22 protein-coding genes are annotated in these 26246 nt (G+C 70.5%); 15 read left to right on the top strand and 7 right to left on the bottom strand.

The window, feature by feature from the left end; all coding sequences use genetic code 11:
• Window positions 1-50: 50 nt before the first annotated feature.
• Together ACFWN7_RS01815 and ACFWN7_RS01810 are read left to right on the top strand one after the other, a co-directional pair.
• On the top strand, window positions 51-965 hold the full coding sequence (locus ACFWN7_RS01815) for a phosphodiesterase (protein WP_376936958.1): 915 nt from the start codon (window positions 51-53) through the stop codon (window positions 963-965).
• A gap of 67 nt (window positions 966-1032) precedes the next feature.
• A complete protein-coding gene (locus tag ACFWN7_RS01810; RefSeq protein WP_376936957.1) occupies window positions 1033-1965 on the top strand; it encodes a tyrosine recombinase XerC in 933 nt (310 codons plus the stop codon).
• A 50-nt stretch (window positions 1966-2015) separates the two neighbouring features.
• Here ACFWN7_RS01810 and ACFWN7_RS01805 read toward each other — a convergent pair whose 3' ends face one another.
• Window positions 2016-2618, bottom strand: a complete 603-nt coding sequence (locus tag ACFWN7_RS01805; protein WP_376936956.1) for a murein hydrolase activator EnvC family protein — start codon at window positions 2616-2618, stop codon at window positions 2016-2018.
• 260 nt (window positions 2619-2878) lie between these two features.
• Here ACFWN7_RS01805 and rpsB point away from each other — a divergent pair, with 260 nt between their 5' ends.
• The 9 genes from rpsB (at window position 2879) to ACFWN7_RS01760 (ending at window position 9606) form a co-directional block, all read left to right on the top strand.
• On the top strand, window positions 2879-3817 hold the full coding sequence (gene rpsB / locus ACFWN7_RS01800; RefSeq protein WP_376936955.1) for a 30S ribosomal protein S2: 939 nt from the start codon (window positions 2879-2881) through the stop codon (window positions 3815-3817).
• 42 nt (window positions 3818-3859) lie between these two features.
• The gene (gene tsf / locus ACFWN7_RS01795) at window positions 3860-4708 is read left to right on the top strand and encodes a translation elongation factor Ts (protein ID WP_376936954.1); all 849 of its coding nucleotides are present in this window, start codon (window positions 3860-3862) and stop codon (window positions 4706-4708) included.
• A 164-nt stretch (window positions 4709-4872) separates the two neighbouring features.
• Window positions 4873-5604: a UMP kinase gene (pyrH, locus tag ACFWN7_RS01790; protein WP_376936953.1), complete on the top strand. Its 732-nt coding sequence runs from the start codon at window positions 4873-4875 to the stop codon at window positions 5602-5604.
• Between the two features lie 33 nt (window positions 5605-5637).
• On the top strand, window positions 5638-6192 hold the full coding sequence (gene frr / locus ACFWN7_RS01785) for a ribosome recycling factor (RefSeq protein ID WP_376936952.1): 555 nt from the start codon (window positions 5638-5640) through the stop codon (window positions 6190-6192).
• 9 nt (window positions 6193-6201) lie between these two features.
• Window positions 6202-7185: a phosphatidate cytidylyltransferase gene (locus ACFWN7_RS01780; RefSeq protein ID WP_376936951.1), complete on the top strand. Its 984-nt coding sequence runs from the start codon at window positions 6202-6204 to the stop codon at window positions 7183-7185.
• Between the two features lie 36 nt (window positions 7186-7221).
• Complete coding sequence (locus ACFWN7_RS01775; RefSeq protein ID WP_376936950.1) at window positions 7222-7776, top strand: DivIVA domain-containing protein; 555 nt, start codon at window positions 7222-7224, stop codon at window positions 7774-7776.
• A 47-nt stretch (window positions 7777-7823) separates the two neighbouring features.
• Window positions 7824-8477 carry a lytic transglycosylase domain-containing protein gene (locus ACFWN7_RS01770; protein ID WP_376936949.1) on the top strand — a complete coding sequence of 218 codons (654 nt, stop codon included), beginning with the start codon at window positions 7824-7826 and terminating at the stop codon, window positions 8475-8477.
• Between the two features lie 80 nt (window positions 8478-8557).
• Window positions 8558-8866, top strand: coding sequence for a hypothetical protein (locus tag ACFWN7_RS01765; RefSeq protein WP_376936948.1), 309 nt, complete (start codon window positions 8558-8560; stop codon window positions 8864-8866).
• Entirely contained in the window at window positions 8863-9606 is a 744-nt protein-coding gene (locus tag ACFWN7_RS01760; protein WP_376936947.1) for an alpha/beta hydrolase, read from the top strand. Before ACFWN7_RS01765 ends, ACFWN7_RS01760 begins: the two co-directional genes overlap by 4 nt.
• Window positions 9607-9609: 3 nt before the next feature.
• On the opposite strand, the gene ACFWN7_RS01755 is transcribed toward ACFWN7_RS01760, so the two are convergent.
• The gene (locus ACFWN7_RS01755; protein ID WP_376936946.1) at window positions 9610-10674 is read right to left on the bottom strand and encodes an AI-2E family transporter; all 1065 of its coding nucleotides are present in this window, start codon (window positions 10672-10674) and stop codon (window positions 9610-9612) included.
• A 17-nt stretch (window positions 10675-10691) separates the two neighbouring features.
• A complete protein-coding gene (locus ACFWN7_RS01750; RefSeq protein WP_376936945.1) occupies window positions 10692-12308 on the bottom strand; it encodes a DivIVA domain-containing protein in 1617 nt (538 codons plus the stop codon).
• A gap of 181 nt (window positions 12309-12489) precedes the next feature.
• Here ACFWN7_RS01750 and ACFWN7_RS01745 point away from each other — a divergent pair, with 181 nt between their 5' ends.
• Window positions 12490-14364, top strand: coding sequence for a hypothetical protein (locus ACFWN7_RS01745; protein WP_376936943.1), 1875 nt, complete (start codon window positions 12490-12492; stop codon window positions 14362-14364).
• Window positions 14361-15296, top strand: a complete 936-nt coding sequence (locus ACFWN7_RS01740) for a tetratricopeptide repeat protein (protein WP_376936941.1) — start codon at window positions 14361-14363, stop codon at window positions 15294-15296. Before ACFWN7_RS01745 ends, ACFWN7_RS01740 begins: the two co-directional genes overlap by 4 nt.
• 3 nt (window positions 15297-15299) lie before the next feature.
• On the opposite strand, the gene glgB is transcribed toward ACFWN7_RS01740, so the two are convergent.
• Window positions 15300-17513, bottom strand: coding sequence for a 1,4-alpha-glucan branching protein GlgB (gene glgB, locus ACFWN7_RS01735; RefSeq protein ID WP_376936940.1), 2214 nt, complete (start codon window positions 17511-17513; stop codon window positions 15300-15302).
• Window positions 17506-19581, bottom strand: a complete 2076-nt coding sequence (locus ACFWN7_RS01730) for an alpha-1,4-glucan--maltose-1-phosphate maltosyltransferase (RefSeq protein WP_376936938.1) — start codon at window positions 19579-19581, stop codon at window positions 17506-17508. The genes glgB and ACFWN7_RS01730 overlap by 8 nt, the downstream gene beginning before the upstream one ends.
• Window positions 19582-19641: 60 nt before the next feature.
• Here ACFWN7_RS01730 and glgP point away from each other — a divergent pair, with 60 nt between their 5' ends.
• Window positions 19642-22215 carry an alpha-glucan family phosphorylase gene (glgP, locus tag ACFWN7_RS01725; protein ID WP_376936936.1) on the top strand — a complete coding sequence of 858 codons (2574 nt, stop codon included), beginning with the start codon at window positions 19642-19644 and terminating at the stop codon, window positions 22213-22215.
• Between the two features lie 3 nt (window positions 22216-22218).
• On the opposite strand, the gene ybaK is transcribed toward glgP, so the two are convergent.
• Window positions 22219-22716 carry a Cys-tRNA(Pro) deacylase gene (ybaK, locus tag ACFWN7_RS01720; RefSeq protein ID WP_376937099.1) on the bottom strand — a complete coding sequence of 166 codons (498 nt, stop codon included), beginning with the start codon at window positions 22714-22716 and terminating at the stop codon, window positions 22219-22221.
• Window positions 22716-24791: a glycogen debranching protein GlgX gene (gene glgX, locus ACFWN7_RS01715; RefSeq protein WP_376936935.1), complete on the bottom strand. Its 2076-nt coding sequence runs from the start codon at window positions 24789-24791 to the stop codon at window positions 22716-22718. Before glgX ends, ybaK begins: the two co-directional genes overlap by 1 nt.
• 91 nt (window positions 24792-24882) lie before the next feature.
• Here glgX and ACFWN7_RS01710 point away from each other — a divergent pair, with 91 nt between their 5' ends.
• Window positions 24883-26118, top strand: a complete 1236-nt coding sequence (locus tag ACFWN7_RS01710) for a cysteine desulfurase family protein (RefSeq protein WP_376936934.1) — start codon at window positions 24883-24885, stop codon at window positions 26116-26118.
• Window positions 26119-26246: the final 128 nt, after the last annotated feature.

Below are 26246 nucleotides of genomic sequence, written 5' to 3'. Positions count from 1 at the left end.
CGCCGGAGCGTCGGCAGCACGCCCTAGGCTGGCGTGGCGAGGAGGTATCGATGGAGGAGTTGCGGCTCGGCAGGTATCCGGCGGCGAAGCAGGTGATCGCCCAGGTCAGCGACACGCACCTGCTCGAGGGCGGCGCACCTCTCGGCGGCGTCGCCGACACGGTCTCGGCGCTCGACCGCACGATCGCGCAACTCACGCGGCTCGGCCAGCGCCTCGACGCGATCGTCGTGACCGGCGACGTCACCGATCTCGGAGAGCCCGATGCCTATCGGCTCGTACGCGAGGCATTCGAGCCGCTCGCCACGGCCACCGGTGCCGCCGTCGTGTGGGTCATGGGCAACCACGATGAGCGGGCGGCGTTCCGTACCGGACTCCTCGATGAGGCCGCACCCGCAGAAGGACCGGTGCATCACGTCGCCGAGATCCGCGGACTGCGCGTCGTCGCCCTCGACACGAGCGTGCCGGGCTACCACCACGGTGCGCTCGACGCGGCATCCCTCGCCTGGCTCGACGAGGTGCTCGCCGAACCGGCCGCCGAAGGCACGATCCTCGCGATGCACCATGCACCCATCGCGACCCCGCTCTCGCTCATGGATGTGCTCGAACTGCGAGGACAAGACGAACTCGCCGACGTCGTGCGCGCTCGGGACGTGCGGCTGATCCTCGGCGGCCATCTGCACTACGCCACGAACGGGATGTTCGCGGGCATCCCGGTGTCCGTCGCGGGCGCGACGGCGTACACGATGGATGTCTCCGCGCCCTCGGGCGAACTCGTCGGCATCGACGGCGGCCGATCGTTCACGCTCGTGCACGTCTACGACGACTCGATCGTCACCTCGGTCGTGCCCGTCGGGCCGTTCTCCACCGTGACGAGCTTCGGCGAGGAGTTCCTCGCGGAGCTCGCGAACCTGCCGCCCGAGGCGCGGCTCGAGCGGTTCTCGCGCAAGCAACCCCCCGCACCGTGATCCATCGATGTGCGGCGCGCGGGCGAACGGGAGGTCACGCGGGCATCCGCCCGGGCATGCTGGTGGCGTGAACCTCGATCAACTGGTCGACGACTACCTCGTGCACATTCGCACCGAGCGAGGGTACTCCGAGCACACCGTCGCCGCCTACCGCTCCGACCTCGTCGAACTCGTCGACTTCGCGAGCCGACGCGGCGTCGTCTCCGTCGCCGGGATCGAGCTCGTCCTCCTCCGGGACTGGCTGTGGGAGACGACCGAACGGGGGCTCGCCCGGTCGAGCATTGCACGGCGCGCGGCATCCGCTCGCGGCTGGACCGCCTGGCTCCGCCGTCGCGGACTCCTCGCAGCCGACCCCGGCGCCAGGCTCAAGGCACCGCGCGCACTGCGCACCCTGCCCCGGGTCATCACCGAGACGGCGCTCGCCGACGCACTCGCGGCGCTCGCCGATCGCGCGGTGGGCGGCGACCCGGTCGCGGTTCGCGACGCCGCCATCGCCGAGCTGCTCTACGCCTCGGCGCTGCGCGTGTCGGAGCTCGTGGGCCTCGACCTGCCAGACGTCGACCGCCGGCGTCGCACCGTGCGGGTCATCGGCAAGGGCGCGAAGGAACGCGTCGTCCCCTACGGAGCGCCCGCCGCCCGTGCCCTCGACCGCTATCTGGATGTCGCCCGGCCCGCGATCCTCGCGGCGGCCACACCGAACGGAACTCCGACGGCAGACGTCGGCACCGCCGTGTTCCTCGGCGTTCGCGGTGCACGCCTCGGCGTCCGTAGCGTGCATCGCCAGATCGCGGCGCTGCTCTCGTCGATCCCCGGGGCAGGACCGAGCGGCCCGCACGCGCTGCGCCACAGCGCGGCCACGCACCTCCTCGACGGCGGCGCCGACCTGCGCGCCGTTCAGGAGTTCCTCGGGCATGCGAGCCTCGGCACCACGCAGATCTACACCCACGTGTCGGCGGAGCGACTCAAACAGAGCTACCGCACCGCGCACCCGCGCGCCTGACATCGCGCGCGGCCGCCGGGGCCGCGACGACCGGCCCGATCAGGCGACGCCTACCGCAGGGGCAGGAGCACCGCCCGCGGCAGGCCGCCGAGGAACAGGAACGGCGACACGTACTCGCCGTCGATCCGCACGCCGAAGTGCACGCATCCGGCCGCGCAATGGCCGCCGGATGCCACGTCGGCGATCGTGCCGCCTGCGGAGACCGGTGTGCCCTTCGCCACGAGCGCCTCGACCGGCTCGATCGCACTCACCACGCCGCCGCCGTGGTCGATCGCCACGACGCCGCGACCGGCCACCTGCCCCGCGAAGCTGACGACCCCTGCAGCCGGCGCGACGACGCCCGCGCCTGGCTCCACCACGAGATCGATGCCCCGATGACCGGCGGCGTACGGCGACGGGGGCGCGCGGAACGGCGCGACGACACGGATGGGCGGCGCCACCGGCCACCGCCACTGCTCGATGCGCAGCGGGCCTCCGGGACCCTCCGAGACAGGCGCGGCCCCGACCACCTGCGCGGCGGCGGGTGCGATCGTCACGAATGCGGCGCTCGTCGACAGCAGCACAGCGGATGCCGCGAGCAGACGGAATGCCCGAACGCGGTGGCCTCGGGGACACGGCCGGCGGGCAGCGCCGGCGGGTGGGCGGACGGTCATGGTCCGATGCTCGGCGACCGCGAGGCATCCGATGCGGAATGCCGGCAAGAGGGGGAGAGGCGGCCCCGGTTTCCGGTTGGGGAGGACCAGTGCCGATGGTAGAGTATCGAGAGCGCCTCGGTCCGCCGGGGCGACTACGCGTGCCATTTCGGCCGACGACTCCACTCAGTCCTGCTCCTCGGAGCGGGCGGAGCCGTGCCGGGCACCAGGGCTCCCGGCCGCCGGTCGGAGCGACAACTGAGAACAAAGGAGTACGGCTCATGGCCGTCGTCACCATCCGCCAGCTGCTCGACAGCGGCGTGCACTTCGGGCACCAGACCCGCCGTTGGAACCCGAAGATGAAGCGCTTCATCTTCACCGAGCGTTCCGGCATCTACATCATCGACCTGCAGCAGTCGCTCGCCTACATCGACAAGGCGTACGACTTCGTCAAGGAGACGGTTGCCCACGGCGGCACGATCCTCTTCGTCGGCACGAAGAAGCAGGCCCAGGAGTCGATCGCCGAGCAGGCGACCCGCGTCGGCCAGCCCTTCGTCAACCAGCGTTGGCTCGGCGGACTCCTCACCAACTTCACCACGGTCTCCAAGCGCCTCGCGCGCATGAAGGAGCTCGAGGAGCTCGACTTCGAGGGCACCACGAGCGGCTTCACCAAGAAGGAGCTCCTCATCAAGAAGCGCGAGCTCGACAAGCTGCACAAGTCGCTCGGCGGCATCCGCAACCTGTCGAAGACGCCGTCGGCCCTCTGGGTGGTCGACACCAAGAAGGAGCACCTCGCGATCGACGAGGCGAAGAAGCTCGGCATCCCCGTCATCGGCATCCTCGACACCAACTGCGACCCCGACGAGGTGCAGTACCCGATCCCGGGCAACGACGACGCGATCCGCTCGGTGAGCCTGCTCACCCGCATCATCGCGGACGCCGCCGCCGAGGGCCTCATCGAGCGTCACCAGAAGCCCGAGGCCGAGGGCAACGTCTCGGCCGTCGAGCCGCTCGCCGAGTGGGAGCAGGAACTCCTCCAGGCGCAGACCCCCGAGCAGTCCTCGCCCGAGACCGCGAAGGTCGACGAGGCCACCGCCGAGGCCGAAGAGGTCGCCGAGGGCGTCGAGGCCGTTTCGGCGGACGCCACCGCCGAGGCCGCGACCGAGTCCGAGGCCGACGCCCAGGCCGCTGCCGCCGCCGAGCCCGCCGACACCAAGTAAGACCACTCCACCACCAGACCACGAGTCCAGGAGACTTCAGATATGGCCAACTTCACCCTCGAAGACGTCAAGACCCTGCGCGAACGCCTCGGCACCGGCATGGTCGACACGAAGAACGCGCTGGTCGAGGCAGACGGTGACATCGACAAGGCGGTGGAGATCCTCCGCCTGAAGGGTGCGAAGGGCAACGCCAAGCGCGCCGATCGTTCCACGGCCGAGGGCCTCGTCGCCGCCGTCGACAACGCCGACGGCACCGCCACGCTCATCGAGCTCGCGTGCGAGACCGACTTCGTCGCGAAGGGCGACAAGTTCGTCGCTCTCGCCGACCGCGTGCTCGCCGCCGCCGCCGCGGCTCGTGCCGACTCGGTCGAAGCGGCCCTCGCCGCCCCGGCCGACCCTTCGACGGGCTCAGGGCAGGCGACGGTCGCCGACGTGATCAACGAGGAGGCGGCGATCCTCGGCGAGAAGGTCGAACTCCGTCGCATCCGCCTCGTCAAGGGCGGGGAGTTCTCGATCTACCTGCACAAGACGTCGAAGGACCTCCCGCCGCAGGTCGGCGTCGTGCTCGGCTACGCGGGCGATGACGCTGAGACGGCGCGCAGCGTCGCCCAGCACATCTCGTTCGCGAACCCCGAGTTCCTCGCCCGCGAGGACGTCCCGGCCGAATCGGTCGAGAAGGAGCGCACGATCGTCGAGCAGATCACCCGCGAGGAGGGCAAGCCCGAAGCCGCCCTCCCGAAGATCATCGAGGGACGCCTCGGCGCGTACTTCAAGCAGGTCGCACTGCTCGAGCAGCCGTACGCGAAGGACGACAAGGTCTCGGTCGGCAAGGTCGTCGCCGACGCGGGCCTCACGGTGAGCGACTTCGCTCGTTTCAAGGTCGGCGCGTAGGTGCCGCATGGGAGTCCGGATCGCATGAGCGATCCGGACTCCTTTGCTGTGTCCGGCGACATCACGACCCCGAGCGAGTCGATGGGGCAGGATGCCGCGAACCGGCACTGCGCCGGAGTCCGCGAACCAGTAGTTTTGACACCCAGAGGGAAGGAGCGGTCCGGATGACGGAACGCAAGCGCAGGGTCATGCTGAAGCTGTCGGGCGAGGCCTTCGGAGGCGGTGCGCTCGGGGTCAATCCCGATGTCGTGAGCGCGCTCGCCAAGGAGATCGCGGATGCCGCGGCCACGGTCGAGATCGCCATCGTCGTCGGCGGCGGCAACTTCTTCCGAGGGGCCGAACTGTCGCAGCGCGGCATGGACCGTGGGCGCGCCGACTACATGGGCATGCTCGGCACGGTGATGAACTCCCTCGCACTGCAGGACTTCCTCGAGCAGGCCGGCGCCGAGACCCGGGTCCAGTCGGCGATCGAGATGACGCAGGTCGCGGAGCCGTACATCCCCCGCCGCGCAGAGCGCCACCTCGAGAAGGGGCGCGTCGTCATCTTCGGTGCTGGTGCCGGGCTCCCGTACTTCTCGACCGACACGGTCGCGGCGCAGCGTGCGCTCGAGATCGACGCCGATGTGGTGCTCGTGGCGAAGAACGGCGTCGACGGCGTCTACTCCGACGATCCCCGCACCAACCCCGAGGCGCACAAGATCGACCGCATCAGCTACCTCGAGGCGCTCCAGCGAGGGCTCAAGGTGGTCGACTCCACGGCGTTCAGCCTCTGCATGGACAACGGGATGCCGATGCAGGTCTTCGGCATGGAGCCGGGCGGCAACGTCACGGCAGCGATCCTGGGGTCCGACCTCGGCACGGTCGTGAGCAACGGCGTGCCGGCACCCACTCGATAGACTGTCCCGAGGATCGAACCAGAAGGAGCCCCCGTGATCGCGGATGTACTTTCCGATGCCACCGCACGCATGCACAAGGCCGTCGACGTCGCGAAAGACGACTTCGCGACCGTGCGCACGGGGCGGGCGAACCCCCAGCTCTTCCAGAAGATCATGGTGAGCTACTACGGCACGCCGACGCCGCTCGCCCAGCTCGCGTCGTTGCAGAACCCCGAGGCGCGCACCCTCGTCGTCACGCCCTACGACAAGGGGGCGTTGAAAGACATCGAGCACGCCATCCGCGACACGCCGAACCTCGGAGCGAATCCCACCAACGACGGCAACATCATCCGCGTCACCCTTCCCGAGCTCACCGAGGAGCGTCGCAAGGAGTTCGTGAAGATCGTTCGCTCGAAGGCGGAGGACGCCAAGGTGTCGGTACGCAACATCCGTCGCAAGGCGAAGGACGACCTCGACGCGCTGAAGGGCGAGGTCGGCGACGACGAGGTCTCGCGCGCCGAGAAGGAGCTCGAGCAGATCACCAAGTCCAACGTCGACTCGATCGACGATGCGCTGAAGCGCAAGGAAGCGGAACTCCTCGAGGTCTGAGGGAGCAGGATGTCGGGCGTCCCAGGGGAGGACCAGTCGGACGCCGGGCGGCAGGACCGGACCTCGCGCGATGAGTTCCGCTCGCAGGTGCAGGCGCGGAAGGCCGACCTCGAGCGTCAGTTCGAGGCATCGAAGGCGCAGTTCGACCAGGCGCAGGAGAAGATCAAGGCCCGCACCGGCCGCAACCTGATCCTCGCGATCATCATCGGCCTTGCCTTCGGCGGCGCACTGCTGCTGAGCCTCCTCGTCATCAAAGAGCTGTTCATGCTGTTCGCCGTCGTGCTCGCAGGATTCGCCGCGTACGAGCTGACGCAGGCGCTGCGGAAGGGCGACTACGACGTCCCGTGGATCCCCACCCTGGCGGTCGCCGTGATCGCGGTGCCGATCGCCTACTACGGCGGAGCCGGCGGCCAGCTCATCGCAGTGCTCGGCGGCATCCTGCTCGTGAGCGCCTGGCGACTCGTCGAACAGGCCGTGCCGGCGCGGCGGAGCAGCGGCACGCGCCTCGTTCGCGACCTCGCAGCCGGCGCCTTCGTGCAGGGCTACGTGACCTTCCTCGCCACGTTCACGGTCGTGCTGACGGCGGCGGAGGGCGGACAGTGGTGGACGCTGGCGTTCATCGTGATCGCGGTCGCGGCCGACGTGGGCGCGTACGCGTTCGGGCTCATGTTCGGAAAGCACAAGATGGCGCCGGTCATCAGCCCGAAGAAGACATGGGAGGGGTTCGCAGGCGGGGCGGCCGCGAGTCTCGTCGCCGGCGTACTGCTCGCGACGCTCATGCTCGGCAACACGTGGTGGTTCGGCCTGATCTTCGGCACGGCGATCTTCCTCACGGCGACCCTCGGCGACCTCGTCGAGTCCCTCGTCAAGCGCGACCTCGGCATCAAGGACATGAGCTCGTGGCTCCCCGGCCACGGCGGATTCCTGGATCGGCTCGACTCGATCCTGCCGTCCGCGGCGGTCGCATTCCTCGCCTTCCAGATCTTCGGCTGAACAGATCTTCGGGCGAGCGTCGGCGATAATGGTCCGGTGGACTCCACCTTTCCCCGCGCACGCAAGCCTCAACCGGGATACAACACCGCCCAGGTCGAGGAGTTCCTGCAGTTGGCACGTCGCGCCTACGACGGCACGGCGCGGCCGGGCGACCCGCCGCTGACGTCCGAGCGTATTCGGCTGACCGCGTTCGCGATGCAGAAAGGCGGCTATTCGACAGCACACGTCGATTCCGCGCTCGAACGCCTCGAAGACGCGTTCGCTGCCGAGGAACGCCAGGTCGCCGCGAGGCTGCACGGGAGCGAGGCCTGGCTCAGCGAGGCGCGCACGACCGCCCAGGTGATCTCCAACCGGCTCGCGCGTCCTGAGGGTCATCGCTTCGACCGCGTGAGCCCGCTCGCCCTCGGCTACCGGGTGGGCGAAGTCGACCGTTTCGCCGAGAAGCTCACGCGATACTTCCGCGACGGCTGGCCGATCTCGATCGACGACGTGCGCACCGTCGTGTTCACCACGCAGCGCGGGGGGTACCGGGAATCGCAGGTCGATCTCGTGCTCGACGCCGTCGTCGACGTCATGCTCGCCGTCCGGTGAGGTCCGGTACGTCCGGGTCGCGGCGGCTCCGATACACTCGACGAATCGTGGGCAGACATACTGGATCGGGCGAGGCGGTCGCTGCGCGCACCTCGTCGGCGCGCACGAGCCGGCCGGGCGGATTCAAGCAAGCAGCGACCGTGGTCTTCGCGTTCGTCGCCTCGGTCGGCTTCATCGCGGTGAACCTCGTCGATCCATTCACCGGTGCGACGGCGTCTTCCGGTTTCTCGCCCGAGGGCGGTCGATTCGGCGGCGCGGAGGTGCAGGCCTTCGACGTCGCCGGCGAGTACACGATCGGCGTCTCGAAGGAGGGCTACGTCGTCGAGGAGAAGCCCGAGATCGAGCTCGCGCCGGCGTCGACCGGAAGCGGCTGGGCACCTCCGGCGATCACGCCCGACCCGGGATCGGCGCAGGCGTACGCCGCCGACGCCGTTGCGGCGCGGGGCTGGGGCTCGACCGAGTTCGACTGCCTCGTCGCGCTGTGGAGCAAGGAGTCGGGCTGGCGGGTGAACGCCTACAACGCCTCGAGCGGCGCCTACGGCATTCCGCAGGCCCTGCCGGGCTCGAAGATGGCGACCGCCGGAGCCGACTGGGAGACGAACCCGGCGACGCAGATCGAATGGGGCCTCGGGTACGTCCAGGGCCGTTACGACACGCCCTGCGGGGCGTGGGCGCACTCCCAGGACGTCGGCTGGTACTGAGCCGGCGGACGCGCCGCCGCAGCTCCGCACCGGTCTTCGGCGGGCGATCCGGATGCTGCGGCGAACGTAGACTGGGAACCATGGCCCGCTCGAACCGATCACGGAGCGGGGCGGCGCGAGCCCGTGAGCCGCATCCCGAACTCGACGTCGACCGCATGATGAGCGGATGGCGCCGCACCGAGGCCCGCGGCGGCCGCGAATGGAACGTCCAGCCGGTTTCCGAGGCGCAGGCCGTGAAGTCCTACGTGTGCCCGGGTTGCGGCCTGGACCTGTCGCCGGGCGTCGCGCACCTCGTGATCTGGCGCGCCGACGGCGTGCTGGGAGATGCCGCCGACCTCGCCTCGCGACGCCATTGGCATATCCACTGCTGGAAGATCGGCACCCCGTGAACCACGACGACGCGAACCCGCTCGAGATCCGCGCCGGCATCGAGCTCCCGGCGATCCGCGAAGAGATCGAGCTGCACACCGCCGACGGGCTCACGCTCGTCGGCGAGCTCGCGACTCCCGTCGGGCGGCCCCCCGTCGCGACGCTCGTGACGCTGCATCCGCTGCCGACCGCCGGCGGCTTCATGGACTCGCACATCCTCCGCAAGGCGGCCGCTCGGCTTCCCGCACTCGCCGATCTGGCCGTGCTGCGGTTCAACACCCGGGGCACCACATCTCCGCGCGGCACCAGCGAGGGCTCGTTCGGCGAAGGCGTCGCAGAGCGAGCGGATGTCGCGGCGGCGATGGCATTCGTCGAGCAGCGCGGTCTTCCGAATCCGTGGCTCGTCGGCTGGTCGTTCGGCACCGAGCTCGCGTTGAAGTACGGGCTCGAGCACGGCATCGCCGGCGCTGTGCTGCTCTCGCCGCCACTGCACCGCACGAGCGACGAGGAGCTCGAACGATGGAACGCGTCGCGCGCGCCCATCGTCGCCCTGATCCCCGAACATGACGACTATCTGAAGCCCGCGGCCGCCGCCGAGCGGTTCGCGGTTCTGCCTCGGCTCCGCCGGGTCGACGTGTCCGGCGGCAAGCACCTCTGGGTCGGCGAGTCCCAGACCCGCCGCGTGCTCGAGGAGATCGTCGCGGCGGTCAATCCCTCGGCGTTGCCGCTGCCCACCACGTGGCCCGCGGCATCCGTCTGAGGCTCAGAGCTCGTTCTGCCGCGGTATGACGACCTGCTTGATGATGAGCAGGATGGACGCCGCCACCGGGATCGCGATCAGCGCCCCGAGGATGCCGAGGAGCGACCCGCCTGCCAGGGCGGCGATGACGACGACCGCGCCCGGCACCTTCACCGCCCTGGTCATGATGCGAGGGCTCAGGAGGTATGCCTCGACCTGCATGTAGATGAGGTAGTAGATCGCGGCGACCAGGGCCGTGAGCGGCGAGCCGAGGCCGGGGATGAGGCACACGAGCACGATGATGATCGAGCCGGTGAGGGTGCCGACCAGCGGGACGAGCGAGAACAGGAACGCGAGGAACGCGAGCACCGCCGGGAACGGCGCCTGGATGATCGACAGGAAGATGAAGCTGGCCACGCCGTTGCACGCGGCGAGGCCCGCCTGGCCGAGTACGTAACGGCCGACGGACTGCGTGATCTGCTCGGTGAGGTCGGCGAACCGGGCCCGCTTCGAGGCCGGCACCAACTGGTACGTCGCACGCTTCATGGCGTTCAGCGACGCCGCGAAGTACAGCGTCAGGATGAACACGATGAGGACGGCGAAGACGCCCGTTCCGATCGCGATGGCGACCTGCAGGACACCGCCGGCGAGTTCGCTCAATCGGTCGGGATTCGTGAAGAAGTCGGTCAGACTGGTTTGGATCTGCTGGCTGATCTCCTGGACCTTGAACTGCGGGAACTGTTCCTCGAGGGATTCGAGCCACTCCTGCGAACTCACTCGGGCGACGATGACGGGGATCTGCTCGACGAACTGGCTCACCTGCTCGACGATGATCGGCACGACGGCGAGCACGAGTGCGGCCACGAGCAGGCCGACCGCCGTCATGACGATGATGATCGCCGCCCACCGCGGCAATCCCCGGCGCTCGAGCCAGCTGATCGCCGGATCGAGGCCGAGGGCGAGGAAGAGGGCCGCCCCGATGTAGGTGATGATCGTCGAGATCGTCGCGATGGAGGCGAGGATGAGCAGGCCCACGCCGACCCCGAGCGTTCCCACCAGTCCGATGCGGAACGCGTTCTGGATCTTCATGGGCAGGCGCGCTCGGCCTAGCCGCGGCTCTGGGCTGCCACCTGCTCGGCCTGCGTGAGCACGCCGCGCAGGCTCTCGAAGTACCCCGCGACGGCGTCGCGTTCGATCTTGATCTGCGACAGGCGGTCTTCGGCGTCGGCGACGAGTGCGCGGGTGCGCTCCTCGGCGTCGGCGATGAGCTTGCGTGCCTGGTCGTGCGCGGCGGCGATGCGCTCGCGCGCCTCTTCGTCGGCCTTGTCGCGGACATCGGCGATCTCGCTGCGGATCTGTGTCTCGAGGCGGTCGGCCTCGGCACGACTCTCGGAGGTGCGGGCGACCGCGTCGGCGAGCTCGGTGTTGGCGTCGTCGAGGAGCTTCTGGGTCTGCGCGACCGCATCCTGATGCGTGGTGAGCAGCTCCTGCTCGGCCTCGTCGCGCTTCGTGGTGAGTTCGGCCTCGAGGTCGAGGCGGGCCTTCTCGATCTCCCGTCGCATGCGGTTGACCTCATGCGTGGTCTTCTTGCGCATCGCGGTGAGCTGGTTGTCGAGGTCGATGCGTGCCTGCTCGGATTCGGCATCGAAGTCGGCCCGAGCCTGCTCCTGCTCGAGGGCGAGGTCGGCGCGCATCTGGTCGAGGTCGGCGGCGTGCTTGGCGCGGATGCGCTCGAGCTCGTGCTGGAGCTTCAGCCGAGCGGTCTCGGTCTCGCGGTCGCGATCGACCTTCGCCTGCTCCTTCTGCCGGCTCAGCTCGGCACGGCCGGCCGCGAGTTCGCGGTCGAGGTCGGTGCGCTCCTGCTCCAGCTCGTTGACGAGTGCGGCACGGCGCTCGGCGATCTCGGCGTCGATCGCGGCGCGCGCCTCTGCGGACTGGCGCTCGATGTCGAGCCTCGACTGCTCGGACTCCGCGGCGAGGTCGATGCGGGCCTGTTCGGTCTCCTTGGCGAGTTCGGCACGTGCTCGGTCGAGCTCGATCGCGACCTCGGCACGGGTCTGCTCGGTCTCCTCGGTGAGGCCGGCGGCGGTGGCGCGTGCCTCGGTCGCCTCGGAGTTCGCGGCCACGAGGATCTCGGAGGCCTTTCGCTCGGCGGCGGCGACTGCCGCCGTGGATTCCCGCTTCGCGGTCGAGCGCAGCTCGGCCGCCTCGGTGGCGACCGCGCCGCGGATGGCGGCCGCGTCGCGGGCGGCCTCCTGGCGGAGCTGCTCACTCGCCTCGTGAGCGCGGGAGACCATGTCGTCGGCCTCACCGCGGGCGTTCTCGAGCACCCGGTTCGCCTGGGCGCGGACTTCGGTGAGCGTGCGCTCGGCGAGTTCGTGCGCATCGGACCGCATGAGGTGCGCCTCGTCCTCAGCGGCACGGCGGAGCTTCTCGGCGTCGATGTCGGCCTGGGCGATGAGGCGCGTCGACTGCTCCTCGGCGACGCGAAGCGTGTTCTCGAGCTTCGTCCCGAGCCCGGAGAAGGTCGGGCTGCCGACCTCCTCGAGTTCCGCAGTCAGTTCCCCGATGCGGGCATGGAGACGCTTCGTCTCCTTCGCCTGCTCGGCGAGCTGGGTGTTCGCATTGATGATGTCGCGACGGAGCCCGTTGATGCTCCTGTCGACCTCGTCCTTGTCGTATCCGCGGAACACCTGCGTGAACTCGGTCTCTTCGACGGGCAATTCTTCCTCCGGGCTCGGTTCCGCTTCGTGGGGGCTCGTGCGGGATGTGTCGATTGTACGGGCACGCGGCATCCGTCGGGCGCAGCGTCTCATAGGCTGTGGTGAGGAGACTCCCAGACACCACCGGTAGTGTGGAATGTCCGTGTTTCGAGCCGCAACATGCGGCGCCGGAGGTTTGTTCGTGCGTTTCGCCCTCGCCATCGTGGCTTTCATCGCCGCGGCCGTGATGATCGGGTTCGGCATCGCCCAACGCACCGTCTACCTCGAGCCCGGTCGTGTCTCGCTGTCGGCGCAGGTCGAAGACGATGCGGCCTACGCGGTCATCGAAGCCGGCGCGCTCGGCGCGCATCCCGGCAAGCAGATGCTGACGGTCTCGGGTTCCGAGACGGTGTTCGTGGCGTACGGGCGCACGTCCGATGTCGAGGCCTGGCTCGGCACGGCTCCCTACGTCACCGTCGACTACGACGAGGAGACCGAGGAGCTCACGAGCGAGGTCGTCGCGACCGGGTCCGTCGACGACGACGACCCGGCATCGGATGCGCCGACCGGCGTCGTTCCGCCCGCGACCGCCGAGGGCGACGCGGTCGTGACGGCGGATCCGAGCGCGTCACCCGTCGGATCCGACCTCTGGCTCGACGAGTTCACGGGAGAGCGATCGGTCACGACGACGATCGACGTGCCCGAGGGCATCTCCGTCCTCCTCGCGAGCGACGGCACGGCTCCCGCACCGTCCGACGTCGAGATCGCGTGGCCGCTCGACAACTCGACTCCGTGGGCGGGGCCGTTGATCGCCGGCGGCGCCCTGGTCTTCGTCGCGGGGCTCGTACTGCTCTTCTCGGGTTTCCGGCACCACCGACGTTCGCGCGGACCACGGCGGAACCTGCCGATGGGTCCTCGCGGAAAGCTTCGAGGCGCGCCGAAGCCGTCGTCGACCCGTCGCAGCCAGGTGACGGGTGGCGGCCGACGAGCCGTCGGACGCGCGAAGCGTGTCGCACTCGTTCCGCTCCTCCTGATCCCGGCCGTGGCGCTCACCGCCTGCTCGGCCGACTACTGGCCGCGATTCGACCAGGCGCCGGCGACGACCGCGCCGGCGACATCCACGCCGCTGCCGACGGATCGTCCCGAGGGCGACGACGAGGGCATGGAGCCCGCCGTGACGGTTCCCCAGATGGAGCGCATCATGCGCCGCATCGCGGTATTCACGAACGAGGCCGACACGGCGCTCGACGCGACCGCGATCGCCGAGCGGCTGGACGGTCCTGCGCTCGCAGCCCGGAAGGCGAGCTACGCGATCCGAACGACGCTGCCCGACCAGCCGGCACCGGTGGCCATCCCCGCCTCGCCCCTGACGCTCACCCTTCCGCAGCAGGTCGACGGCTGGCCGGCCAGCGGGCGAACGGTGCTCACGATCGCGAAGAACGAAGATCCCACCGTCGCCCCCACGGCACTCGTGCTCCAGCAGGCCACGCCGCGCGACAATTACAAGATCGTCTACGCGATGTCGCTCGCGCCCGACGCCGACGTGCCCGAGGTCGCGCCCGCGTCGATCGGCGCGCCGCTCATCTCGCCCGAGTTCAAGGGGCTCGTGCTCGAGCCCGGCCAGGTCGCGGCCGCCTACGCCGACGTGCTCCTGAAGGGCGATGCGTCGGAGTTCGCCACCGTCTTCGATGCGGAGGGCGACGTGCTGCGGGAGCAGCTCGGGGTCACCGGCCAGCAGGCGATGAACGACGGGCTCGCTGCGACCATCGACGCCACGTTCTCGAATGTCGTCGGCGACGGCCCGACCGTCGCGCTCGCCACGAACGACTCCGGCGCCCTCGTCAGCGTCTCGATCGAGCAGACCGAAAAGGTCACGCCCAACGACGGCGGCACGATCGGCTTCGGGGCGGGCGCTCCCGGTGCCGCGCTCTCGGGATTCACGGAGAAGAGCGCGAAGGGCGTGCAGCGCGTGATCGGCGTGCAGCTGTTGTTCTACGTGCCGAGCGTCGGCACGGACGAGCAGATCCGTCTCCTCGGCTGGTCCGAGAGCCTGATCGGAGCATCGGAGGTACAGTGACCGACCCCACCACCCCGCCGAGCGGTCTGCGCGGCGCGATCGATCTCTCTGCGCTCGTGCAGCGGCCGCAGCAGGAGCAACCGGCCGAGCGCTCCGCGAACGGCGATCGAGTCGTGTTCCAGACGGATGACGCGGCCTTCGCCGGGGCGCTGGAGCTCTCGCGCACCGTCCCGGTCGTCGTCGTGCTGTGGGCGTCGTGGAGCGAGCAGTCCGCGGAGCTCGTGGCCACGCTCGAGCGGCTGGTCCGGGCGCGGGAGGGGCGGCTCGTGCTTGCCGTCGCCGACGCCGAGCGCAGCCCCCAGCTCGTGCAGGCGTTCCAGGCGCAGTCCATCCCCACCGTCGTCGCCGTCGTCGCCGGCCAGCCGGTACCGCTGTTCGCGGGCGTACAGCCCGACGACGTGATCGGGCAGGTCCTCGACCAGCTGCTCGAGCTCGGTGCCCAGCACGGCGTCACGGGCCGCGTCGAGACCGGCGATGCGGAAGCGGGCGACGGCCCCGCCGAAGCGGTCGAGGAGCCCCTGCCGCCGCTGCACCAGGAGGCGTACGACGCGATCGAGCGCGGCGACTTCGAGGCTGCGGCATCCGCCTACCGCACTGCGATCGCGCAGGATCCGCGCGACTCGCTCGCGGTGGCCGGGCTCGCCCAGGCGAACCTGCTGGGGCGCCTTCAGGGCAAGACCCTCGACGCGATCCGCAACGCCGCAGCATCCGCCCCCGACGACCTCGACGCCCAGCTCGACGTGGCCGACCTCGACCTCTCGGGCGGCCATGTCGACGACGCGTTCGACCGGCTGCTGTCGCTGTTCCCGAAGCTCGACGCCGACAGAAAGAAGCGCGTGCGTGAGCGCCTCGTCGAGCAGTTCGAGGTCGTCGGCACCGCAGACCCGCGCGTCGCCGCGGCCCGTCGCCGGCTCACGAACCTGCTGTACTGACGCTCACTTCTCGAGGGTGAACCACAACGCGCCGAGCGGCGGCAGCGTGAACACGCCCGACGCCGGCCGACCCGACCACGGCGTGTCGGTCGCATCGACCCCGCCGAGGTTGCCGACGCCCGAGCCGCCGAACTCCGTGGCATCCGAGTTCAGCACTTCGCGCCACCGACCTGCGGCAGGAAGCCCGAGCCGGAAGCCCTCGTGCGGGTTGCCCGAGAAGTTGACGACGCAGAGGAGGGGGCGCCGTTCGCGGTCGTAGCGGAGGAACGCGATGACGTTCTCGGCTGCGGCGCCCCCCTCGACCCATTCGAAGCCGGCCGCGTCGTCGTCGAGCTGCCACAGCTGCGTCGAAGACCGATAGGTGCGGTTCAGCGCGCCGACGAACTCGGCGAGCCGGCGGTGGGTCGGCTGGTCGAGGATCCACCAGTCGAGGCCGCGTTCCTCGCTCCACTCCGAAAGCTGCCCGAACTCCTGGCCCATGAACAGCAGCTGCTTGCCGGGGTGGGCCCACATGTACGACAGGTAGGCGCGCACGTTCGCGAGCTGCTGCCAGTGGTCGCCCGGCATCTTGCGGATCAGCGAGCCCTTGCCGTGCACGACCTCGTCGTGGCTGATCGGCAGCACGAAGTGCTCGCTGAACGCGTAGAGGAACGAGAACGTGAGGTCGTTGTGGTGGTGCGAGCGGTACATCGGGTCCTTCTGGATGTACTGCAGGGTGTCGTGCATCCAGCCCATGTTCCACTTGAACCCGAAGCCGAGGCCGCCGCTCGACGTCGGGGCCGTCACCCCCGGCCACGAGGTCGACTCCTCGGCGATCATGACGATGCCGGGATTGCGCTTGTACGCCGTGGCCGTGGCCTCCTGCAGGAACCCGATCGCCTCGAGGTGCTCGCGACCGCCATGGATGTTCGGCTCCCACTGGCCGTCCTCGCGGGAGTAGTCGAGATAGAGCATCGACGCGACGGCGTCGACCCGGAGGCCGTCGACGTGCATCTCCTCGAGCCAGAACAACGCGTTCGCGACGAGGAAGTTGCGCACGCGGGGGTTGCCGTAGTCGAAGACGTACGTGCCCCAGTCGAGCTGCTCGCCGCGGCGCGGGTCGGCATGCTCGTACAGCGGCTCGCCGTCGAAGCGGGCGAGCGCCCAGTCGTCCTTCGGGAAGTGCCCGGGCACCCAGTCCATGAGCACGCCGATGCCGGCCTGGTGCAGGCGGTCGATGAGGTACTTCAGGTCGTCGGGGGAGCCGAAGCGACTGGTCACGGCGTAGTATCCGGTCACCTGGTAGCCCCACGAGCCGCCGAACGGATGCTCCGCCAGGGGCATGAATTCGACGTGGGTGTAGCCCAGCCAGTCGAGGTACTCGATGAGCTCGTCGGCGACCTCCCGGTAGCCGCGGCCGGGCCGCCACGAGCCGAGGTGCAGCTCGTAGACGCTCATCGGCCGCTCGTGCGGGTTCGTGGACGCGCGCCGCGACATCCACTCGTCGTCGCCCCACGCGTGCGAGCTCTCGCTCACGACCGACGCGGTGGCCGGCGCCACCTCGGCCTGACGGGCCATCGGGTCGGACTTCATGACCCAGTCGCCCGAGCCGGTGAGGATCTCGAACTTGTAGGCGGTGCCGGGCCCCTGGCCGGGGATGAACAGCTCCCAGACGCCGGCGGCACCCATGCTGCGCATGGCGTGGCCCGTGCCGTCCCATCGGTTGAAGTCGCCGACGACGCGCACGGCGCGGGCACGTGGCGCCCACACGGTGAATGCGGTGCCGCGCACGCCGCCGCCCGTGCCCCAGTGCTCGCGGTGATGGGCGCCGAGCACGCGCCAGAGCTGCTCGTGCCGGCCCTCGCCGATGAGGTGCAGGTCGAGCTCCCCGATCGTCGGCGCGAACAGGTAGGGGTCGTCGACGGTCCACTCGTCGTCGCCGTAGCGGGCGCGGATGCGGTAGCCGACCGGGCCGAACTCGCCCGATCCCGCCCAGATGCCGTGCCCGATGTGCTGCAGCCGAAGCACGTCGCCGCCGTCGAGCAGCGCCTCGACGGCGTCGGCGAGCGGTCGCCGGGTGCGGATGACGGTGTGCACGCGTGCGGGTGTCGCGCCGCCCGGCACCTCGAACCCGTGCTGGCCGAGCACCGAGTGCGGGTCGGAGTGGCGTCCTTCGGCGACGGCGGCGAGCACGTCGTCGGCGACGACCGGGCCGGTGGGCGGCATCCGCTCAGCCATGCGAGCCTCGCACGACGTGCAGGATGTGCGCGGGCCGCGTGAAGGCGTCGAGCCGCACGTAGTTGGTGTCGCCCCAGTCCCACCGGTCGCCCGTGACGAGGTCTTCCACCTCGAAGCGGGTGCCGGGGGTCAGGCCGATCGCGGTGAGGTCGAGGTGCACGGTGGTCTCCCTGACGGAGTGCGGGTCGACGTTCGCGACGACGATGATCGTGTCGTCGACGCCGGTGGGCGTGAAACGGCCGGCGAGGTGCTTCGAGTACACGAGCACGGAGTCGTCGTCGCTTGCATGGAAGCGGATGTTGCGGAGTTGCCCGAGCGCCGGATGCGCCGCGCGGATGCCGTTGAGGATGCCGAGGTACAGCGCGAGCGAACGGCCCTCCTTCTCGGCGCCGGCGAAGTCACGCGGCTTGTACTCGTACTTCTCGTTGTCGATGGCCTCCTCGGCGCCGGGGCGTGCGACCGACTCGAAGAGCTCGAAGCCCGAATAGACGCCCCAGAGCGGAACGGCCGTCGCCGCGATCGTGGCGCGCACCGTGAACGCTGCCGGCCCGCCGAACTGCAGGTACTCGGTGAGGATGTCGGGCGTGTTCACGAACAGGTTCGGCCGCATGAAGTCGGCGGTCTCCTGCGACACCGATGTCAGGAATTCCTCGAGCTCCTGCTTGGTGTTCCGCCATGTGAAGTACGAGTACGACTGCTGGAACCCGACCATGGCGAGCGCCTGCATCATCGCGGGCCTGGTGAACGCCTCGGCGAGGAAGACGACATCGGGGTCGTCCGCATTCACCATGGCGATCAGTCGCTCCCAGAACGCGAGCGGCTTGGTGTGCGGGTTGTCGACGCGGAAGATCTTCACCCCCTGCTTCATCCAGTGCCGCACGACGCGCAGCACCTCGTCGAAGATGCCCTCGGGATCGTCGTCGAAGTTCACCGGGTAGATGTCCTGGTACTTCTTCGGCGGGTTCTCCGCGTAGCGGATCGTGCCGTCCGGCAGTTGCGTGAACCACTCCGGATGCTCCGTCACCCACGGGTGGTCGGGGGAGGCCTGCAGGGCGAGGTCGAGGGCGACTTCGATGCCGAGCGCCTTCGCGCGGCGCACGAACGCCCGGAAGTCGGCGAGCTTGCCGAGATCGGGGTGGATGGCGTCGTGCCCGCCTGCCGTTCCATCGGCGAGCGGACCGCCGATCGCCCACGGCGAGCCCGGGTCCTGCGGTCCGGGGTTCAGCGTGTTGTTCGGCCCCTTGCGGTTGGTGACGCCGATCGGATGTATCGGCGGCAGGTAGACGATGTCGAAGCCCATCGCCGCGACCCCGTCGAGGCGCTTCGATGCCGACCGGAACGTGCCGCTCTTCCATCGGCCGTCCTTCAGCCTGCGCGCGCCCTCGGAGCGCGGGAAGAACTCGTACCAGGCACCGACGCCGGTGCGGCGGCGCTCGACGAGGATCTCGTGCTCGGGGGAGTCGGTCGCAAGCTTCGCGAGCGGTCGGGGCTCGAACTCGGCGAGGGCCGGGTCGTCGATGAGGGTGCGACGATCGGCGACGGATGCCCCGGGATCGCGCAACGCCGTCGCAAGTGCCTTGAGGCGCCTGCGGGCCGTGGTCGGGCGGGACTTCTCGGCGACGGCCCGGTCGACCAGGCGCGCGCCGATCTCGAACATCAGCTCGGCATCGACGCCCGCGTCGACCTTGAGTGCGGCGTCGTGTCGCCACGTGGCGACCTCGTCGTCGAAGCCGGTGACATGCCACCGCCAGACGCCCTGCTCGTCGAGGAGCGCCAGCGCCTCCCACCGGTCGGTGCCGGGCGCCAGCGGCGACATCCGCTCTCGTCGCGTCGCTCCCGACGGGCTCGTGAGCACGAGCATCGCACCCACCTGGTCGTGCCCCTCGCGGAACACCGTGGCCCGGAACGGCACCACCTCGCCCGCGTAGGCCTTCGGCCGCCATCGGTGGTCGGGGAGGGCAGGCGTGACCCGGGTCACCGGGATCCGGCCGGCCAGCACTTCGTTGGTCGTCACGTTCCGACCGTAGCGCGGATCCGGGCCGGTGGTTGCGCAGCGGCGCAGGCGCATCGAAACGGTCGCGACCTGCCGTTCACACGTTCGTCACGCGCTCGCCCTAGGGTGGAGCGAGTGAAGCCGATCCGCAAGTTCACCGTCCGCGCCGTCGTCCCCGGTCCGCTCTCCTCTCTGGAAGAGCTCGCGGGCAACCTCCGGTGGTCGTGGCACGAGCCGACCAGGCGCCTGTTCGAGCACATCGATCCCGAGCTCTGGCGCAGCTCGCAGCGCGACCCGGTCGCGTTCCTCGGCGAGGTCGATCCGGCGAGGCTCGAGACGCTCGCCGCCGACGCCGGGTACGTCGAGTGGGCCGAGCGTGAGCGCGCCGGCCTTCGCGAGTACCTCACCGAACCGCGCTGGTTCCAGTCGCTCGGCACGGATGCCCCGCGCACGATCGCGTACTTCTCGCCCGAGTTCGGCATCACGGCGGCGCTGCCGCAGTATTCGGGCGGGCTCGGCATCCTCGCGGGCGATCACCTGAAAGCGGCATCCGACCTCGGCGTGCCGCTCGTCGGCGTGGGACTCTTCTACAAGGCCGGGTACTTCTCGCAGTCGATCTCGCCCGACGGCTGGCAACTGGAGCGCTATCCGGTGCTCGACCCCGACGGTCTCCCGCTCTCGGTGCTGCGCCGACCCGACGGGTCGCCCGTGCAGGTGACGCTCGCGCTGCCCGACGACCGCACGCTCGACGCGCGTGTGTGGAAGGCCTCGGTGGGGCGCATCCCGCTGCTGCTGCTCGACACCGACATCCCGGCGAACACCGACGATCTGCGCCTGGTCACCGACCGGCTCTACGGCGGCGGCGGCGAACACCGCCTGCTGCAGGAGCTCCTGCTCGGCATCGGCGGCGCCCGAGCCGTGCGCGCGTTCACCGAGCTCACCGCGGGCCCGTCACCCGACGTGTTCCACATGAACGAGGGCCACGCCGGATTCCTCGGGCTCGAGCGCATCTCGACCTACGTCGGCGAGGGGCTCTCCTTCGCCGAGGCCCTGCAGCTGGTGCGCGCGGGCACCGTGTTCACCACGCACACGCCGGTGCCGGCGGGCATCGACCGCTTCGACCGCACCCTCGTCGAGCGCTACCTCTCGACCGCGCTGCTGCCGGGCATCGACCCGGCCGACGCGCTCGCGCTCGGCGTCGAACCGGGCGCCGACCCCGCCACCGGCGCATTCAACATGGCCGTCATGGGCCTGCGACTCGCGCGGCACGCGAACGGCGTCTCGAAGCTGCACGGCGAGGTGAGCCGGCGCATGTTCGGCGACCTGTGGCCCGGCTTCGACGCCGACGAGGTGCCGATCACCTCGATCACGAACGGCGTGCACGCGCCGACCTGGACGGATCCCGCGCTCCTCGCGCTCGCGGAGTCGACGCTCGGCACCGATGACACCGAGCACGCGGACTGGCTGAGTCCGGTCCTCTCCGACGGCGAGTTCTGGTCGGTCAAGCGACGGATGCGCCTGCAGCTCGTCGAGAGCGCACGCCGCCGTCTCGCCGCGGCATGGGCGGAGCAGCATCCGGGATCGGCGGTGCCGAAATGGGTGAACCACGTGCTCGACCCCGACACGCTCACCGTCGGGTTCGCCCGCCGCGTGCCGACGTACAAGCGGCTCACGCTCATGCTGTCGGACCCCGAGCGGTTGAAGGCGATCCTCACCGACCCCGAGCGCCCGGTGCAGTTCGTGATCGCGGGCAAGTCGCATCCGGCCGACGAGGAGGGCAAGCGGCTCATCCAGCAGCTCGTGCAGTTCGCGCAGCAGCTCGAGCTGCGCGAGCGCATCGTGTTCCTGCCCGACTACGACATGGGCATGGCCGAGATCCTCTACCCGGGTTGCGACGTGTGGCTGAACAACCCCCTGCGTCCGCTGGAGGCGTGCGGCACCTCGGGCATGAAGGCCGCCATGAACGGCGCCCTGAACCTCTCGATCCTCGACGGCTGGTGGTCCGAGTACGCCGGCGACGATTACGGCTGGGTCATCCCGTCGGCGGATGCCGCGGGCGATGCCGGCGAGCGCGACGCCCTCGAGGCCGCCGCCCTCTACGACCTGCTCGAGCACCACGTCGCGACGAGGTACTACGAGCGCGACGGCGACGGGGTGCCCGTGGAGTGGGTGCGGCGGGTGCGGCAGACCCTCGCGACCCTCGCCCCCGAGCTCGGCGCCGACCGCATGGTGAAGCAGTACGTCGAGGAGCTCTACCGGCCCGCCGCCGAGCATGCCGCCCAGGTCATCGCCGGCGAGGCGCGCGGAGCCCGCGACCTCGCGGCGTGGGGCGCGCGCGTGCGCGACGCGTGGCCGGGCGTGCACGTGACGCACGTCGAGTCGGGCGGTGTCGAGTCGCCGCACGTCGGCGACGAGCTCCACCTTCGCGCGTACGTCGACCTCGACGGACTCGATCCCGACGACGTGGCGGTGGAGGTCGCCTACGGCCGCAGCCGCAGCCGCAGCGACGACGCGATCGACGAGGCGCGCCGTGCGGAGCTGTCGGCCGCCGACGAGCTGCCGGATGCCTCGCGGCCGAGCCTCCGGCTCTACACCGGCACGGTCGTGCTCGATCGGGCGGGCGCGTTCGGGTACACGGTGCGCGCGGTGCCGCGGCATCCGCTGCTCCTGTCGCCCGCCGAACTCGGCCTGGTCGCCGTTGCCGGCTGAGGCTCAGCGTTCGCGGGCGATGGGAGCGTACCGCCCGGCGGTGACGGCGACGAGGTCGTCGGGCGCCAACTCGAGGTCGAGTCCGCGGCGGCCGCCTGACACGTAGATCGTCTCGCAGAGGATCGCGGACTCGTCGAGCACGGTGGGCAGGGGGGTCTTCTGCCCGATCGGGCTGATGCCGCCGACCACGTACCCGGTCTTGCGCTCTGCGAGCCTGGGGTCGGCCATCTCGGCGCGCTTGCCGCCGAGCGCCTGTGCGAGCGCCTTGAGGTCGAGCTGCAGGGCGACCGGCACGATCCCCACCGCGAGCGCGCCGTCGACGCTCGCGAGCAGCGTCTTGAAGACACGTTCGGCCTCGAGTCCGAGCTTCTCGGCGGCCTCGAGCCCATATGCGGCGGCCCGGGGGTCGTGCTCGTACACGTGCGCGGTGAACGCGATGCCGGCGCGGGCGAGCGCGACGGTCGCCCGGGTCCCGGACGAGGCATCCGTGCGCTTCGCCATCATTCGCTCGCGTGCGCCCGGAACAGCCGCATCGACGGGCCGGCCATCGTGATGCGGTCGCCGGGGGCGTGCTCGGTCGCGGCATCCGTCGGCGCCTCGTCGGCGGAATCCCAGAGCAGCGTGTACCCGGTGACCCCCGCGTGCTCGGCGAGCACCACCTCCGCGTCGGATTCGTGCGCGTGCACCACCATCAGGATGCGGTTCACGGCCTCGCTGTCGGGCGTCGAGGCGGCGAGGTACTGCAGCGTGCGTTCGGCGGGCGAGTTCCAGTCGTCCTGGTCCATCGTCTCGCCGTCGGCATTGAACCAGTCCATCTGGGACGAGTTCGGGACATCCTCGCCATGGCGGTCGTAGCGAGTCGGCCGAAGTGCGGCGTTCTCGGCACGCAGCCGGAGGAGGTGCTTCGCCGTCGCGAGCAGGTCTGGAGCCGAACGAGGCCGGCTCCGGGCGTCCCACGCGAGCCAGGTCAGCTCGGAGTCGTGGCAGTACGCGTTGTTGTTGCCGCGCTGGCTGCGGCCGAACTCGTCGCCGGCGGTGAGCATCGGCACGCCCGCCGAGAGCAGCAGGGTGCCGAGGAGGTTCCGGATGCTCCGCCGCCGGGCCGCCCGAACCACGGGGTCGGCCGCCTCGCCCTCGACGCCGTGGTTGTAGGAGTTGTTGTCGTTCGCGCCGTCGCGGTTCTGCTCGCCGTTGCCGAGGTTGTGCTTCGAATCGAACGCCGTGAGGTCGGCCAGGGTGAAGCCGTCGTGGGCGGTGACGAAGTTGAGGCTCGCGAGCGGCCCGCGTTCGGCCGCGAACGTGTTCGACGAACCCGCGAGCCGGGTCGCGAACCGGCCGATGCCGCTTCCCGCCGTGCCGGTCTCACGCTCGCGGCGCAGGTCGCCGAGCCAGAAGTCGCGCATGCGGTCGCGGTAGTGGTCGTTCCACTCGCTGAAGCCGGCGGGGAAATTGCCGGTCTGCCAGCCGCCGGGGCCGACATCCCACGGCTCGGCGATGAGCTTCGCAGCGCCGATCACGGGGTCGGCGAGCATCGCCTCGAGCAGCGGATGCTCCGGCGTGAAGCCGCCGTGGTCGTTGCGGCCGAGTGTCGCCGCGAGGTCGAGGCGGAACCCGTCGACCTGCAGTTCCTCGGCGAAGTAGCGCATCGAGTCGAGCACGAGTCGCCGGGGCGCCGCTCGGCCGAAGTCGACCGTGTTGCCGCATCCGGTGGTGTCGACATAGCGGCCGTGCGCATCGTGCCGGTAGTACGAGGCGTTGTCGATCCCGCGGAACGAGTGCGTGGGGCCTTCGCGTCCCTCCTCGGCGGTGTGGTTGTAGACCACGTCGAGCACGACCTCGAGACCCGCCTCGTGCAGGCGGCGCACCATGCCGGCGAACTCGCGGCGCACCGCGTGCGCCCCCTCGGCCTGGGCCGCCGCCGACGCGTAGGGCGCGTGCGCCGCGAAGAACGCGAGCGTGTTGTAGCCCCAGTAGTTGAGGCGCCCCTGCCGCACCAGCCGCTGTTCCGACACGAAGGCGTGCACCGGCAGGAGTTCCACGGTGGTCACACCGAGCCCGGTGAGGTACGCGAGCGACGCGTCGTGCGCGAGGCCCGCGTAGGTGCCGCGCAGCGGCTCGGGGATCGCCGTGTTGCGCTTCGAGAACCCCCGCACGTGCGCCTCGTAGACCACGGTGCGATCGAGCGGCACGTTCGGTTTCGTCGTGCCGCTCCAGTCGAAGCCGGATGCCTCGAGCGAGTCGAGTGCGACACCGCGCCACGAGCCGTCGGGGGCGGCCGCGAGCCCGCGGGCGTACGGATCGAGCAGCGTGTGCGCCGGGTTGAACGCGTGGTCGAATCCTGCGGGGCCGTCGATGCGGAGCCCGTAGCGGGCGCCCGGCACGAGCGCGGCGGATGCCCCCTGCCACACACCGTGATCGTCGCGCACGAGCGGCGTGCGCGAGGTCGCCCACGCGAGGTCGCCGGCGGCGAACACCTCGAGGTCGACGGATGTCGCGTGCTCCGACCAGACGCGGATCGTGCCGCCGCCCGTGCCGGCGCGGACGCCGAGATCGTTCAGGGGATCGGGCGCGGACATGCGATCTACAGTAGTTCGTAGCGCACCCGCCGCCCGCGGCGCGCGCGTCCGCGCCGCGCACGGCGCCCCGAACGGGGGAGGAGGCACTGCCATGGTCTACCTCGACCATGCCGCGACGACCCCGATGCGTCCCGAGGCGATCGAAGCGCTCATTGCGGCGCTCGCCGTGGTCGGCAACCCCTCGTCGATCCACAGCGCCGGCCAGCGGGCGAAGCGCCTCCTCGAGGAGTCGCGCGAACGCATCGCGGCGACGCTCGGTGCCGACGGCATCGAGGTCGTATTCACCGGCAACGGCACCGAGGCGGTGAACCTCGCGATCAAGGGGCTGTGGTGGAGCAGGCAGGCGACAGCGCCGAGCGGGGAGAGCCTGCGCCCGCGCATCCTCATCCCCGGCGGAGAGCACCACGCCACGCTCGACACGGTCGAGTGGCTGGCGGCGCACGAGGGCGCGATCGTCGAGGAGCTGCCGGTCGACGACGTCGGCCGTGTGCGCCTCGACGCGCTCGAGACCGCGCTCGGCCGCGACGCGGCATCCGTCGCCCTCGTCTCGATGCTCTGGGCCAGCAACGAGGTCGGCACGATCCAGCCCGTCGCCGAGGTCGCCGGGCTCACGGCGCGCGCCGGCGTGCCCCTGCACGTCGACGCGATCGCCGCCTACGGCCAGGTGCCGATCGACTTCCATGGCCTTCGCAGGGCGACGGATGCCCCGCGCGGGGCCGGACTCGTCGCCCTCAGCGTCTCGGCGCACAAGCTCGGCGGGCCCGCGGGCATCGGCGCGCTCGTGCTCGACCGCTCCGCGACGGTCGAGCCCCTCATCCACGGCGGCGGACAGCAGCGCAAGGTGCGTTCCGGCACGCAGGACGTGGCGGCGGCGGCATCGTTCGCGGCCGCGGCATCCGCCGTGCACGACCGCCTCGACTCGGATGCCGAGCGGATGTCCGCGCTTCGCGACCGACTCATCGCGGGTGTGCTCGCCACGGTGCCCTCGGCGCGCCTCTCCGGGGATCCCGACGCCGCAGGCCGCCTGCCCGGCAACGTGCACTTCTCGTTCGCCGGATGCGAGGGCGACTCGCTGCTCTTCCTCCTGGACGCGGCAGGCGTGGCCGTGTCGACCGGATCGGCGTGCCAGGCGGGTGTGCCGGAGCCGTCGCACGTGCTGATGGCGATGGGGCGATCGGAGGCCGACGCGCGCGGGGCGTTGCGCATCACGCTCGGCCACGAGTCGACCGACGCCGACGTCGACGCGTTCCTCGCCGCCCTGCCCGCGGCGCACACGCGTGCGGCCGCGGCCGGGCTCGCGGCGCGTGCCACCTCCTTCGACCGCTGATCACCGCCCCGAGGCATCCGTCGTTCGGGCTGGGCCGCTCGCTCGCTCTCGCTCCGGGGGTGGGGTTCGGCCCAACAAACCCTATAAGCTCCAAGGGGACCCACCGCAAACACCCCCCCCGCCAGCCA

This window comes from Agromyces sp. NPDC058484 (assembly GCF_042720415.1).
Classification (GTDB): domain Bacteria; phylum Actinomycetota; class Actinomycetes; order Actinomycetales; family Microbacteriaceae; genus Agromyces.
This window is presented reverse-complemented; position numbering and strand designations above follow the sequence as displayed.